We start from the raw sequence: 13,839 nt of genomic DNA on the forward strand, positions 1-13,839 counted from the left end.
ACGCAGGCTGGGCGGTTACAGCAAGTTGCTACACAGCATAGGCCTGAATAGTCATATCGTATGATGATTGGATTACAGGCGAAGTTTCCCACTGCAATCCAGGAATATTCAGTCGTGGTACATGACCGAACGTCCCCCATCGAGGGTGATGCATGAGGCATTGATAAACGTTGCTTCGTCACTGGCCAGGAACACGGCCGTCATTGCCACTTCGATCGGTTGCCCGACACGCCGTGGCGGGTGCAGATCCAGCGCACGCTGGCGTTCGGCATGGGGATCGGCAAAGCCGTTCCAGTAGTCGACGTTCAGTTGGGTTTCGATATAACCCGGGGCGATGGCGTTGACGCGTACCCCTTTGGGCGCGTATTCGATGCCCAGGGCGCGAGTCAGGCCAAGCAGGCCATGCTTGGCCACCGGGTAAGGGAAACAGCCGGGAATGATGTGGGACGAATGGACCGAGGCAATGTTGATGATGCTGCCCACGCCCTGCTCGATCATCTGTGGCAACACCGCCTTGCAACCGTACCAGGCGCCATCCAGGTCGATGGCGAAGCAGCGGCGCCAGTCCTCTTCGGTCATTTCCAGCGGGTCGCGGAAGACATTGACGCCGGCGCAGTTGACCAACACATCGATGCGACCGTGCAGCTCGACGGCGCGCCGGGCCATGGCCTGCAAGTCCTGCGGCTTCGACACATCGGCCTGCAGCGCTTGCACGTCGGCCCCGCGTACACGCCAATGGGCGGCCACCGCCTCGACCTTCTGCGCCTGGATATCACTGATCACCAACCGGGCCTGTTGCGACGCGAACGCCGCGACGATGGCCTCGCCAATGCCTTGGGCGGCACCAGTCAACAGCACGACCTTGTCTTTCAGGCGCTCGCCCTTCGGTGGCTCCGGCACGGGTGGCAAGACCAAAGGCTCAGCCATGGTTCAAGCCTCCTGCGCGCGGGCACGACAAAAACCGGGCATCCACGGATGACCGGCGCAGAGGCGCTTGAAAGAACAGTGGCCAGCGTACGCCGCCGGGGCGTACGGGGAAAGATCGTTGCATCACTTCACCTGTTTTGTTTTTTTAGTGTGAGTGCGTATTGCCGATGGAGCCGACTATAAACCCGGCCGCCAAATAATCTCAATATATATATTTACATCCCATATTTTGGGATTCAGCCTGCAAACCTTGTACACACCACGCCAGGCACATCGACACGCATCGACAGCACGGCACCGTCCAGCGGATGACCCAATGGGCTCGCCGCGCTGGTGATGTACAACGTCTTGAGGTCGTCGCCGCCGAACACACAACTTGTCGGGCGGCTGACAGGCAGTTCGATCACCCGATCGACCTGGCCGTCCGGGCTCAACCGCAGCAAGCAACTGCCGTCCCAGCGGGCGTTCCAGATATAGCCCCGGGCATCCATCGCCGAGCCATCCGGGCCGCCACGGGGATGGGGGCCGAACCAGACTTCGGCAGGCGCCAGGTTGCCCTCAGGGTAGATAAAGTGCCGATACAACGTGCCATCCAGGCTATCGCCGAAATACACCGTGGTGCCATCGGGGCTCCAGAGCAAGGTGTTCGGAATGCCCAGCCCGCGCAGCAAGGGCATGACCCGACCATCACCGGCGACGCGAAACAGCCCGCCGGAGCGCCGCTCGATCGGCAAGTCCTCGCCTTCGTCACCGATATTGTTCTGCATGGTGCCGAGCCACAGTTGACCCTGGCCATCGCAACGGGCCTCGTTGGGACGATTGCCTGGCTGGGGATCGGCCATGCACAGCAGCGTCAGGCGCGGTTCCAGGCCCGGAGAATCGAGATCGAGGCGGTAGACACCACTGCTCAGGGTCACCAGGGCGTCGCCACTCTGGGTTGGAATGAAAGCGGACACGTGCTCGGGCATCTGCCAGATCTGTACGTTGGCGCCGATCAGCCGCAGTGCCTGCTTGCCGGCGATATCGACCCAATACAACGCCTGGGTCGGCTCGTCCCAGAAGGGCCCCTCGCCCAACTTCGCCCGGTGTTCCGTCACAGCCGTCCACTTCATTGAAACCTCCCGTTCCCGGCTTGTCCGGCAGCGTCTGTTCGACCGGCCATGACATTGGGGTAAAAGCGTTTGATGGCCAGGTCAGCGTTATCGATCAGGGTCATGCAGGCCCAGACGCCACGCGCCGCGTCACGAGCGGCGATGGCGTCGGCGATGTCCTTGTGGATGGGCAAGGTGCGGCGCAGCTCATCCGGGTCGGCCGCCGATACTTCGAACGACACCGCCAGCAGCGCACCGAGGGCCGGGACCATTTGCTCGATGAACTGATTATGGCTGGCGGCCAGGATGCACTCATGGAAAAACTGGTCGGCACGGTTGTAATCGGCACCGCTGTCCACGGCTCGCTCAAGCGCATGGTAGGCCAGGCGGATCGCCTGCACCTGATCGGCCGTGGCCCGCTCGCAGGCCCAGCGCACCGCCATCGGCTCGATGGTGCGACGCAGGTCCAGCAAGTCATCGACAAAATTTTCCGGTAGGCCGCTGCGTGACAGCCAGCCAACCACTTGGGGGTCGAACAGATTCCAGCGCCGCACCGGCAGTACCCGCGTGCCGACTTTCGGCCCGACTTCCAGCATGCCTTTGGCCACCAGGGTCTTGATCGCCTCGCGAATCACTGTGCGACTGACGCCCAGTTGCTCGCCCAAGTCCGCTTCGACCTTGATGGTTTGCCCAGGCTTGACCTGGCCGGCGGCTATCCAGCCCCCCAGCCAATCGACGGTCGATGCATGAAAACTGCTGGACATGAAAACCCCGCGGGCCACTCTTATTGGAGGCCCACGCTAATCATCATACGATTGGGTGTCAATTTGAATTTTACTTGGCCACTGTGGGAGCGAGCCTGCTCGCGATAGCGGTGGGTCAGTGGAGAATGAGGTTGGATGCGCCGGCGCCTTCGCGAGCAAGCTCGCTCCCACAGGGTTTACGGTTCCAGGCCGATAGGGAAGAACTCGCCGCCGCTCCACACGCCCAACCAGCGCTGCCCGTCGATCTCGCGGCTGACCGCCAGCTCCACCAGTTGGTAAAACACATTGCGATGGATCAGTGCTTCGAGATTGCTGCGCACATGCACGTAGGGCGCGGGTTCCTGGGTCAGGGGATCGATCACCACCCGCAGCGGATGCTCGGCACCGGCCTCGGTGGTTTCCTCGACATTGGTGGTGAAGCGCAACAACTGCCCTTCCCCCTGCCCTTCGACCTCAAGGGTCACGGCCACGAACGGCGCGTCATCGACCTTGATGCCGACTTTTTCCACAGGGGTAATCAGGAAGTAATCATCGCCGTCGCGGCGGATGATGGTAGAGAACAACTTGACCATCGGCTTTCGCCCGATGGGCGTACCCAGGTAGTACCAGGTGCCGTCCCGGGCGATGCGCATGTCAATGTCGCCGCAGAAGTCGGGATTCCACAAGTGGACCGGCGGCAGGCCTTTGGTCTTGGGGATCTGCCCCAGCAAATCATTGGCTTTTTGCGGTCCGCTCATGGTGACTCCTGATTATTTATTCGTCGCTCATCCCCAGCAGGCTGCGGGCATATTCACGCAAAGGCGTGGCGATGAGGTCTTGTGGCTGCTTGTCGTGCAACGTCAGTAAACCGCCACGACTCTTGATCCGTGCAGTATCAATCAAATACTGGGTGCTGGTCTCGATCAACATGATTTGAATCACGCTGGTATCGACACCCAGGCGATCCAAGGCTTCTTCATCCTGCCATTCGTCAGTGTTGCCGATGCGGTTGTCAGCCTTGGCGAAGCGGGTGTACAGCAAATAATGGGCACCGGCGGAGCGGGCTTCACCCATGGCCTGGTCGAGGCCCTCGGGAACGCGGGCGCGACGGACCATGGGGAAATATTCGATGAAGCCATTGAAGGCCTCTTCGGCCACGACGTTGGGACGCGGGTAAGCGCTGCCTGGCGGAGCAAAGGCGCCCTGGGCGATGTAGATGAACGAGTCGGGCTGAATACGCAGGTTGTTCACACGACGGCTGTCGCTATGGTCCAGCAGGCCGGCGTCGCTCATGTGATAACGAACGCCCTCTCCCATGTCGCTGACATTCATGCAGCCACCAAGCGCCAAAACGGCCAGCAGCAAAACCAGGCTACGCATCCTACCCTCCAAAAAACCGGTGTCGGAAAACCGGCGAATGGTCGTGGGATGCAGCTTTTGCGCCAGCTCATCGAGATGGGGGTCAGATGTATCCAAGTGAATGGAAAATTGCTATCGCGGGCAAGCCTTGCTCCCACAAGTACGACGCTTATCATGTGGGAGCAAGGCTTGCCCGCGATAGCAATAGATCAGCCGCCGATGATTTTCATGATGGTCGCGCCGCCGGAGAATGCCACTTCCTGCTTGTCCCCCAACGCCTTGACCAACAAGCGCTGAAGCGCCGGCAATGCCTGGTGACGGGGCTTGTCCAGCAGGTCGCCGACGAAGTGACGGTTGCTCGACGACAGGCAGCCATGCAGCCACCCAGTGGAAGACAACCGCAACCGTGAGCAGGTACGGCAGAAAGGCACGCTTTCGTTGGCGATCACGCCAAAGTGACCCAACCCCGGTATCTCATAGCGCACCGCAGTGGCATCCACCGGCGCATCGGCTTGCAGGTATTCGTACTGATCGCCGATCAGGCTGAGCAATTGCTGGAGGCTGACGAACTGCTGCAGGAAGGCGTTGGAGTCGCTGGCCAGGTGTCCCATGCGCATCAACTCGATGAAACGCAACTCATAGCCACGTTCCAGGCAGTATTCGAGCAAAGGCATCACCTGGTCCAGATTCTGCCCGCGCAACGGCACCATGTTGACCTTGATCTTCATCCCGGCGGCCCGAGCCTGTTCCATGCCGTCAAGCACGGTCGCCAGGTCGCCGCCACGGGCGATACTGCGAAACGCGGCGGGGTCCAGGGTGTCGAGGGAAACGTTGATGCGACGGATACCGGCGTCTACCAGCAACGGCAGTTTTTTCGCCAGCAACTGGCCATTGGTGGTCAGGCTGATGTCCTCCAGGCCCATCTGCCCCACCGCCGTCATGAAACGCTCGAGCTTGGGGCTGACCAACGGTTCGCCGCCAGTGATGCGCAGCCGCTCGATGCCGGCGGCCTCGATCAGATAGGCCACACCACGCGCCATGGCCTCGGCCGACAGTTCATCCTGCGCAGCCACCAACCGCTTGCCATCAGGCACGCAATAGGTACAGGCGTAATTGCAGGCTGAGGTCAGGCTGATCCGCAGATTACGGAAACGCCTGCCTTGACGGTCAACGATCATGGATCACTCCGGCACAAGAAAAATCGGACTCGCGAAAATTGACCTAGAAATCAAGATTTCGCAAGACCCAAGCCTGAGTATATTACTGGGACACTGCGCCATGTAAGCGGACATGGCGCAATAAGGCAGCTGAATGTCTTGGCCCGTGCGGCCTTAGCTGCTAGGGACGTCGGTATCGCGCTTGCGCTTGTTGCCCATGCGCACGCCGATGTCCATCAGGAACTGGAAGAAACCTTCCTGATCTTCCAGCACGTTGCTCCAGAACGGCGAGTGATACAGCGCCACCGCACCGTGCACCAGCGCCCAGGCAGCACAGTAATGGAAATAAGGCGGCACGTCTTCAAGCTTGCCTTCGCTGATCCGGCCCTTGATCAGCAGGGTCAGGCGTTCGAAGTTCGAGGCGCGGATCTTGTGCAACTCCTCGACCATCTCCGGCACCTGGTTGCCCTTGACCACCTTCTCTTCCAGGCGATCGAACAAGCGGTAGCGCTGCGGGTCGCGCATGCGGAACTCGAAGTAGGCCCGGGACAGGGCCTCCTTGTCCTTGTCCACATCGGCCGAGTGCAGCAGCTCGTTCAAATCGCGCTCGTAGTCGAGCATCAGGCGCAGGTAGATCTCCGCCTTGGATTTGAAATGTTTATAAATCGTGCCTTTGCCGATACCCACGGCATCCGCAATCATCTCGACGGTGACACTGTCTTCACCCTGATCGAGGAACAACTTGAGCGCGGTGTCGAGAATTTCCTGCTCGCGGCGGCGAAACTCACGGACCTTACGAGGTTCTTTGTGCATAAGAAAAAGGTCTGAAGGGTCAAAATTCGAAGCCGGGTATTATGCCTAACTTACGCAAAAATGCACGGATCATCCGTTCTCGGCCACTGTTCTTCACAAAACCGTACACACCCGGCTCACCGTTTCTCACGCCAATGCGCCGTGCCTGCGAGCTTTGGCGACAGTGAGAACTTATCCGAAGCGAGCGTATTCCAAATTTGTTTAAAAACCGCCCCGGCCAGACTGGACGGGTTGGCATACTGATCAATACTTGAACTGTCGGCGCGACATCTCCCCCAAGTGACGCGCTGATGAAGGTACCAACGGACCGCGTACCTTTGTTTTACTCCTAATGGTCTTAACCCGGATTCACCCCCCAGAACCCGGGTTTTTTTTGCATGGAATTCAGGCTTGCGCCGCCCGCACATGAGCCAGCGGAAACAATTGCTTAAAATTCTCCGTCGTCTGCTCGGCAAACCGCTCGTAGGACTCACCGCGCAGCATCGCCAGGAACTCTGCCACTTCCCGTACGTATTGCGGAAGGTTCGGCTTGCCACGATAGGGAATGGGCGCCAGGTAAGGCGAGTCGGTCTCCACCAACAGCCGATCAGCCGGCACTTTGCTGGCAACGTCGCGCAATGCATCGGCATTGCGGAACGTGACAATCCCGGACAAGGAAATGTAATAGCCCATGTCCAGGGCGGCCTTGGCCATGTCCCAGTCTTCGGTGAAGCAATGCAGCACCCCGGCCTGGGGCAGCGCGGCGTCACGCAGCAAGGCCAGGGTGTCGGCCCGGGCGCCACGGGTGTGGATGATCACCGGCTTGCCGGTTTGTCGGGCGGCCTCCAGGTGCAGCCGGAATGACGCCTGCTGCACGTCAGCGGCTTCCGGTTCGTAGTGATAGTCCAGGCCGGTTTCGCCGATGGCGACCACCCGTGGATGGTCCAGCTCACGCAACAGCCAATCGAGCGCCGGCGCAGCGTCGGGCTGGACATCCAGCGGATGAACACCGACCGAACAATCGACATCGGCATAACGTTCGGCCAGGGCCTTGACGTCGGCGGCGTTGTCGGCGCTGACGCCGATGCACAGGAAATGACCGACACCCCGTTCACGGGCCGCGTCCAGCGCAGCATCCAGGGAGCCGCCATGGGCAGCGAGGTCGAGACGGTCAAGGTGACAATGGGAATCTACAAGCATAAAAGGCCGGGCTACATCGTATGGGTGGGACGGTCGGACTTCAGGGAGCCGGCCAAGTGGGTTTCGATCTGATTGCGGGCGGAATTGTCGCCGTCGCTGAATTGCACACCGACGCCGGCGGCCCGATTGCCCTGGGCGCCTTTGGGCGTCATCCAGATCACCTTGCCGGCGACCGGGATCTTTTCCGCTTCATCCATCAGGCTCAAGAGCATGAACACTTCATCGCCCAAGCGATAATTCTTGTTGGTCGGAATGAACAGGCCGCCGTTCTTGATGAAGGGCATGTAGGCGGCGTAGAGCACCGACTTGTCCTTGATGGTCAGGGACAGGATACCGTTGCGTGGCCCGGGACTGACAGGTTCGTTCATGCTGATCTCCGCTGCGATTGAGCTGAGTTTAGTGTCCTGTATCACAGGACACTAGGCCGTGTCTGTCAGTTTCGACCAGGCAAACTCGCCCACTGCACCAACAGCGCCTCGAGCAACAGCACCCGATTGAGGTTCGCTTTGCCCAGCACCTTCTGACGTTGGGCAAGAATCCAGTCCTGAATGTTCAAGATTTTATCCTGGCTGCTTTTTTGCGCCAGGTACTGGATCACCTTGCGCATGTCCGCCAACCCCAGGCCAGCCTCATCCTCGGTCAATTGGTAACGCAGGATCAGGCTCGACCAGTCGCAGAACCAGTCAAACAGCAAGAGCAACGGGATCGCGTTCCAACCCTCGGCCAGTTGCGTGGGGGATTGCTGCTGCTTGAGCAGTTTCTTGACCCCCTCCACCACCAAGGCCCGCTGCTCCCGCACGCCCTGGGCCTGAAGGCTGACAGCCGCCAGGGGCGAGCCGGCCGCCAGGGTCAGCAACTCGACACGCTCTTCGTCGCTGCTGTCGGGCAAGGCCTGGGCCAGCCACTGCAAGCTCATCGCCTCGCTCGGCAGCGGGCAGGCCTGTTGCACGCAGCGACTCTTGATGGTCGGCAGCAAGCGACTCGGCTGGTGGCTGACCAGTAGCAACACGGTGTCGCCGGAAGGCTCTTCAAGACTTTTGAGCAAGGCGTTGGCGGCGTTGATGTTCATCGACTCGACCGGCTCGATCAGCACCACCTTGCGCCCGCCCATCTGCGAGGTCTGGACCACGAAGCTGACCAGGTCCCGAACCTGGTCGACCTTGATCGCCTTGTCCGCCTCTTCCGGTTCCAGCACGTAATTATCGGGATGGCTGCCCGCCTTGAGCAGCAGGCAGGACTTGCACTCGCCGCAGGCATTCGAGACACCCGGGCGCTGGCACAGCAGGCTGGCCATCAGGCGCTCGGCCAGTGCCCGCTTGCCGATGCCGGCCGGGCCGTGCAACAGATAGGCATGGGCATGCTGGGCACGACCGGCCAGTTGCTGCCAGAGGCCGTCTTGCCAGGGATAGGCTTCAGCCACGGACACGCTCCAGCAAACGCGGCAGCAAGCCGTCCAGGGACTGTTGGACCTGGGTCAGCGGTTGCGCGGCATCGATCAGCAGGTAACGCGCCGGATCGGCCTTGGCGCGACTCAGGAAGGCATTGCGCACGGCATTGAAGAAAGCCTGGCCCTCAAGCTCGAAACGATCCAGGCGGCCACGGGCACTGGCGCGGGCCAGGCCGATTTCCACCGGCAGGTCGAACACCAGGGTCAGGTCTGGCCGCAGGTCACCCTGGACGAAGGCTTCCAACGCGGCGATGCGCTCCACCGACAAGCCCCGGCCGCCGCCCTGGTAGGCATAGGTCGAATCGGTAAAACGATCGCAGAGCACCACCGCGCCACGGGCCAGCGCCGGGCGAATCACCTCGGCCAGATGCTGTGCCCTGGCGGCGAACACCAGCAACAGCTCGGTGTCGGGGTTCATGACCTCTTCAATGGGCGCCAGCAGCACCTCGCGAATTCGCTCGGCCAGCGGCGTACCGCCCGGCTCACGGGTCAACACCACCTCGATGCCAGCGGCCTGCAGGCGTTCGGCCAGGTATTCGCGATTAGTGCTCTTGCCGGCGCCTTCCGGGCCTTCCAGCGTTATAAACAAGCCAGTCACAGGCGATCCTTAATCAAAGTCATTGCGGGCTCGGCGGCTCGCTGGCATCCGGTTCGGGAGCAGGTACTTGGGGCGGCACCTGGGGTACAGCGTCGGGCGCCGTGTCGGGTGATGCCGCGGGAATCGGTGCCTGCTCGTCCGATGTTGCCGGAGCCGGGCTGGAGCGGTAATCGGCACGGCGCTTGAGTTGGAATTCGCGCACCGCGTTGTTGTGCGACTCCAGGTCATCGGAAAACACGTGGCTGCCGTCACCACGCGCGACGAAGTAAAGGCTATTGCCCGACGCCGGGTTCAATGCCGCATGAATCGCTTCGCGCCCCACCATCGCAATCGGCGTCGGCGGCAAGCCCGGGATCAGGTAGGTGTTATAGGGGTTTTCTTCTTTCAGATGGGCGCGGGTGAGTTTGCCGGTGTAGCGCTCGCCCAGACCATAGATCACCGTGGGGTCGGTCTGCAGCAGCATGCCCAGGCGCATGCGCCGCACAAAGACGCCGGCAATCTGCCCGCGCTCCTGGGGCACACCGGTTTCCTTCTCCACCAGGGACGCCATGATCAGCGCTTGATACGGCTGGGTGTAAGGCACATCGGCGGCACGCTGTGCCCACTCCTTGGCGAGCACGTCTTCCAGGCGGTCGTAGGCTTTTTTCAGCAGGTCGACATCCGAGGTGCCGCGCACGAAGCGATAGGTATCCGGGAAGAACCGGCCTTCGGGAAATATCCCGGAGTGACCAAGACGGTCCATGACCTGGGCGTCGCTCAGGCCGGTGAGAGTCTGCTGGAGTTTTTCATCCTTGGTCAGCGCCGCGCGCACCTGACGGAAATTCCAGCCCTCCACCAGCGTCACGCTGTACTGCACCACTTCGCCGCGCTTCCAGACACCGATCAGGCCTTCCATGGTCATGCCCGGCACCATCCGATATTCACCGGAATGCAGTGGCTGGTCGGCGAGATTGAAGCGCCAATAGATCCGCAGCCAGAAGGCGTCCTTGATCAGGCCATCGGCTTCGAGGCGCTTGAGGGTTCCGGTCGGGGTGGTCCCGTTGGGCACGTCCAGCAATTCTTCCTGGGTGATGTTCAGCGGCTGTTGCAGCGCCGAATGAATCTTCCAGGCCGAAGCGCCCAACAACAGCCCTGCCAGAACCAGTCCGGTCTCCAGCAGCAGCAAGAATTTACGTCTCACGAATCAAACATCCAATAGCGCACGGGCAAGGGTTTGCAGTTTACGGGTGAGCGGGCCAACCGACCAGCGCGCCGAACCGCATCCGCGTACCGGCCACACGCCATAAACGCTGTTGCAGACGAAGACTTCATCAGCCTGGTGCAACTGTTCGAGACTGATATCCGTGATTTGCGTGGCGATGCCTTGGGACTTGGCTTGAAACAATAATTCTGCGCGCATCACGCCGGCCACGCCGCAACGGCTCAGGTCGGCCGTGAACAACACGCCATCGCGCACCAGGAACAGGTTGCTGAACACACCTTCGATCACCCGCCCGGACGTATCCAGCATCAAGCCCTCGGCATACTGCCCGTCGCTCCATTCGGCACGAGCCAGCACTTGTTCCAGGCGATTGAGGTGCTTGAGACCAGCGAGCAAGGGCTGCTCGGACAACCGCACGCTGCAGGGAAACAGAAGAACGCCTTGTTCGGCATGGGCGGCAGGATAAGCGGCTGGCGGGTTCCCTTGCAGGATGCGTCGGGCCGGGGCCAAGGGATCTGCGGCATAACCGCGCAGACTGTCGCCACGGGTCACGATCAACTTCAGCACGCCGTTGCCCAGGCACCGGGCATAGGCATTCAGCTCGGTGCTCAACGCGCTCATGTCAACGTTGAGCGCCAACCGCCGGCAACCGGCTTCCAGGCGTTGCAGGTGACGGTCCAGCAACACTGGCCCGCCAGCGTGCACGGCGAGGGTTTCGAACAACCCATCGCCGTAAGCCAGGCCACGATCTTTCAGCGACAGGACGTCGGCCGGCTGACCGTCGACCCAGCTTTCCATCAACCAGCGAACCGGCGGAACACCAGCGAACCGTTGGTCCCGCCAAAGCCGAAGGAGTTGGACAGCACCACATCGATGTCCATGCCGCGGGCAGTGTGCGGCACGAAGTCCAGGTCGCAACCTTCGTCCGGCTCATCGAGGTTGATGGTCGGCGGCGCTGTCTGGCTGTTGATCGCCAGGACGCTGAAGATCGCTTCCACCGCCCCTGCCGCACCCAGCAGGTGACCGGTCATGGACTTGGTCGAGCTGACCGCCAGCTTGTAGGCGTGCTCGCCGAACACGGTCTTGATCGCCTGGGCTTCGGCCAGGTCGCCGGCCGGGGTCGAAGTGCCGTGGGCGTTGATGTACTGCACCTGCTCGCCGTTGAGCTTCGCATCACGCAAGGCGTTGGCGATGCACCGGGCAGCACCGGCGCCATCGGCCGGTGGCGACGTCATGTGGTACGCATCGCCACTGGTGCCAAAGCCGATCAGTTCGGCGTAGATGGTCGCGCCGCGCGCCTTGGCGTGTTCCAGTTCTTCGAGCACCAGCGCACCGGCACCGTCGGACAGCACGAAGCCATCGCGGCCCTTGTCCCACGGCCGGCTCGCACGGGCGGGCTCGTCGTTGCGGGTCGACAGCGCACGGGAAGCGCCAAAGCCACCCATGCCCAGGCCGCAAGCCGCCATCTCTGCGCCACCGGCAATCATCACGTCGGCTTCGTCGTACATGATGTTGCGCGCGGCCATGCCGATGCAGTGGGTACCGGTGGTGCACGCCGTGGCAATGGCGTAGTTGGGTCCCTGGGCACCCAGGTGGATGGACAGGAAACCGGAAATCATGTTGATGATCGAGCCCGGCACGAAGAACGGAGAAATCCGTCGCGGCCCCGATTCGTGCAGCGTGCGGCTGGTTTCTTCGATATTGGTCAAGCCGCCAATACCCGAACCCATGGCCACGCCGATGCGTTCACGGTTGGCGTCGGTGACTTCCAGCCCGGCGTTGCGCACTGCCTGGAAACCGGCTGCCAAGCCGTATTGAATGAACAGGTCAAGCTTGCGAGCTTCCTTGACCGACAGGTATTCCTCGACATTGAAGCCCTTTACCGAGCCGCCAAAACGGGTGGAATAGGCAGAAAGGTCGGTGTGTTCGATCAGACCAATGCCACTGCGGCCAGCCAGAATGCCCTGCCAACTGCTCGGCACATCCGTGCCCAGTGGCGACAACATACCCATACCGGTGACTACGACGCGTCTACGCGACACAGCACTCTCCTTTTTCTAATGACGACTTTGCATCAGGCCTAAAGAAAAAACCGCACGCCGTGATGGCAGTGCGGTTTTTCCATGACAGCTAGCGACGACTAAAAACGATTACGCCTGGTGGCTGGTAACGTAGTCGATAGCAGCTTGTACAGTAGTGATCTTCTCAGCTTCTTCGTCAGGAATCTCGGTCTCGAATTCCTCTTCCAGAGCCATCACCAGCTCAACAGTGTCAAGGGAGTCGGCACCCAGGTCTTCAACGAAGGAAGCGGTGTTCACAACTTCTTCTTCTTTAACGCCCAGTTGCTCGGCAACGATTTTCTTGACGCGCTCTTCGATGGTGCTCATACCTTGTTTTCACTCCTAATGGACAAATTCAGGCAGCTGGCCGGTGGGTAAGTGTATAGAAGAACTTTTCGGTTTTTCAACCGAAAGCTTCACTCCTCAAACCCTGCGGCCCGCCGTCTATAAATTGATTGCAGCTTTATAACGGATTTTAGACAGCTCGTATGACATTTTTTTGAAGCAATCCGTCACATTTAACTCATGTACATCCCGCCGTTTACCGGGATTGTAGCCCCGGTCACGTATGCCGCACCGTCCGACGCAAGAAAAGCGACCACGGACGCGATTTCTTGAGCTTGCCCCAGACGACCCAGCGGAATCTGCGTCAACAAGGCTTCACGCTGTGCTTCTGGCAGTTCACGGGTCATGTCGGTGTCGATGAAACCCGGTGCAACCGAGTTTACCGTAATCGAGCGCGAACCCACTTCACGCGCCAGCGCACGGCTGAAACCTTCCAGACCGGCCTTCGCCGCAGCATAGTTTACTTGGCCTGCGTTGCCCATGGCACCCACAACCGAACCGATACTGATAATTCGACCCCAGCGAGCCTTGGTCATGCCACGCAAAACGCCCTTGGACAGCCGGTACAGACTGTTCAGGTTGGTGTCGATCACGTCGAACCATTCGTCATCTTTCATGCGCATCATCAGGTTATCGCGGGTGATACCGGCATTATTGACCAGGATCGCCGGCGCACCGAACTGCTCCTGAATGCTTGCCAACACCGCCGCAACGGATTCGTCGCTGGTGACGTTCAGCTCCAGGCCGGTGCCTTGGATGCCGTTTTCCTTCAGGGTCGCAGCGATACGCTCGGCGCCCGAAGCGGAAGTCGCGGTGCCGATAACAATGGCGCCTTGACGACCCAGTTCCAGGGCGATGGCCTGGCCGATGCCACGGCTTGCACCGGTCACCAGTGCAACTTTACCTTGCAGACTCATGC

At 60.7% G+C, this 13,839-nt stretch carries 16 protein-coding genes; all 16 read right to left on the bottom strand.

Translation table 11 applies throughout. The features are described from left to right. Positions 1-108 precede the first annotated feature (108 nt). Positions 109-927 (bottom strand): SDR family oxidoreductase, encoded by an 819-nt coding sequence (locus tag F7R20_RS18925; protein WP_003204229.1) that lies wholly within the window; start codon positions 925-927, stop codon positions 109-111. Positions 928-1,163: 236 nt separating this feature from the next. Further along, entirely contained in the window at positions 1,164-2,039 is an 876-nt protein-coding gene (locus F7R20_RS18930) for an SMP-30/gluconolactonase/LRE family protein (protein WP_003204231.1), read from the bottom strand. Then, positions 2,036-2,782 (bottom strand): FadR/GntR family transcriptional regulator, encoded by a 747-nt coding sequence (locus F7R20_RS18935; protein WP_003204233.1) that lies wholly within the window; start codon positions 2,780-2,782, stop codon positions 2,036-2,038. Before F7R20_RS18935 ends, F7R20_RS18930 begins: the two co-directional genes overlap by 4 nt. Before the next feature lie 176 nt (positions 2,783-2,958). Then, the gene (locus F7R20_RS18940; RefSeq protein ID WP_003204235.1) at positions 2,959-3,519 is read right to left on the bottom strand and encodes a DUF1285 domain-containing protein; all 561 of its coding nucleotides are present in this window, start codon (positions 3,517-3,519) and stop codon (positions 2,959-2,961) included. Between the two features lie 16 nt (positions 3,520-3,535). After that, complete coding sequence (locus F7R20_RS18945) at positions 3,536-4,141, bottom strand: DUF4823 domain-containing protein (protein WP_003204236.1); 606 nt, start codon at positions 4,139-4,141, stop codon at positions 3,536-3,538. A 188-nt stretch (positions 4,142-4,329) separates the two neighbouring features. Then, positions 4,330-5,298, bottom strand: coding sequence for a GTP 3',8-cyclase MoaA (locus F7R20_RS18950; protein WP_003204238.1), 969 nt, complete (start codon positions 5,296-5,298; stop codon positions 4,330-4,332). A gap of 153 nt (positions 5,299-5,451) precedes the next feature. Continuing rightward, positions 5,452-6,090, bottom strand: coding sequence for a TetR/AcrR family transcriptional regulator (locus F7R20_RS18955; RefSeq protein ID WP_003204240.1), 639 nt, complete (start codon positions 6,088-6,090; stop codon positions 5,452-5,454). A 384-nt stretch (positions 6,091-6,474) separates the two neighbouring features. Beyond that, the gene (locus F7R20_RS18960) at positions 6,475-7,269 is read right to left on the bottom strand and encodes a TatD family hydrolase (protein WP_003204241.1); all 795 of its coding nucleotides are present in this window, start codon (positions 7,267-7,269) and stop codon (positions 6,475-6,477) included. 11 nt (positions 7,270-7,280) lie between these two features. Beyond that, positions 7,281-7,637 (bottom strand): PilZ domain-containing protein, encoded by a 357-nt coding sequence (locus tag F7R20_RS18965; RefSeq protein WP_003204243.1) that lies wholly within the window; start codon positions 7,635-7,637, stop codon positions 7,281-7,283. A gap of 65 nt (positions 7,638-7,702) precedes the next feature. Next, positions 7,703-8,689, bottom strand: coding sequence for a DNA polymerase III subunit delta' (locus tag F7R20_RS18970; RefSeq protein ID WP_003204245.1), 987 nt, complete (start codon positions 8,687-8,689; stop codon positions 7,703-7,705). Next, on the bottom strand, positions 8,682-9,314 hold the full coding sequence (gene tmk / locus F7R20_RS18975; RefSeq protein WP_003204247.1) for a dTMP kinase: 633 nt from the start codon (positions 9,312-9,314) through the stop codon (positions 8,682-8,684). Before tmk ends, F7R20_RS18970 begins: the two co-directional genes overlap by 8 nt. A gap of 19 nt (positions 9,315-9,333) precedes the next feature. Further along, positions 9,334-10,494, bottom strand: coding sequence for an endolytic transglycosylase MltG (mltG, locus tag F7R20_RS18980; RefSeq protein ID WP_003204249.1), 1,161 nt, complete (start codon positions 10,492-10,494; stop codon positions 9,334-9,336). Positions 10,495-10,497: 3 nt separating this feature from the next. Further along, positions 10,498-11,313 (bottom strand): aminodeoxychorismate lyase, encoded by an 816-nt coding sequence (pabC, locus tag F7R20_RS18985; RefSeq protein ID WP_003204252.1) that lies wholly within the window; start codon positions 11,311-11,313, stop codon positions 10,498-10,500. After that, the gene (fabF, locus tag F7R20_RS18990) at positions 11,313-12,557 is read right to left on the bottom strand and encodes a beta-ketoacyl-ACP synthase II (protein ID WP_003204255.1); all 1,245 of its coding nucleotides are present in this window, start codon (positions 12,555-12,557) and stop codon (positions 11,313-11,315) included. Before fabF ends, pabC begins: the two co-directional genes overlap by 1 nt. Before the next feature lie 108 nt (positions 12,558-12,665). Next, positions 12,666-12,902, bottom strand: a complete 237-nt coding sequence (gene acpP / locus F7R20_RS18995) for an acyl carrier protein (protein WP_003175607.1) — start codon at positions 12,900-12,902, stop codon at positions 12,666-12,668. Between the two features lie 191 nt (positions 12,903-13,093). Next, positions 13,094-13,837: a 3-oxoacyl-ACP reductase FabG gene (gene fabG, locus F7R20_RS19000; protein ID WP_003204256.1), complete on the bottom strand. Its 744-nt coding sequence runs from the start codon at positions 13,835-13,837 to the stop codon at positions 13,094-13,096. Positions 13,838-13,839: the final 2 nt, after the last annotated feature.

Origin of the sequence: Pseudomonas brassicacearum subsp. brassicacearum (assembly GCF_008801605.1) — a bacterium.
Lineage (GTDB): Bacteria > Pseudomonadota > Gammaproteobacteria > Pseudomonadales > Pseudomonadaceae > Aquipseudomonas > Aquipseudomonas brassicacearum.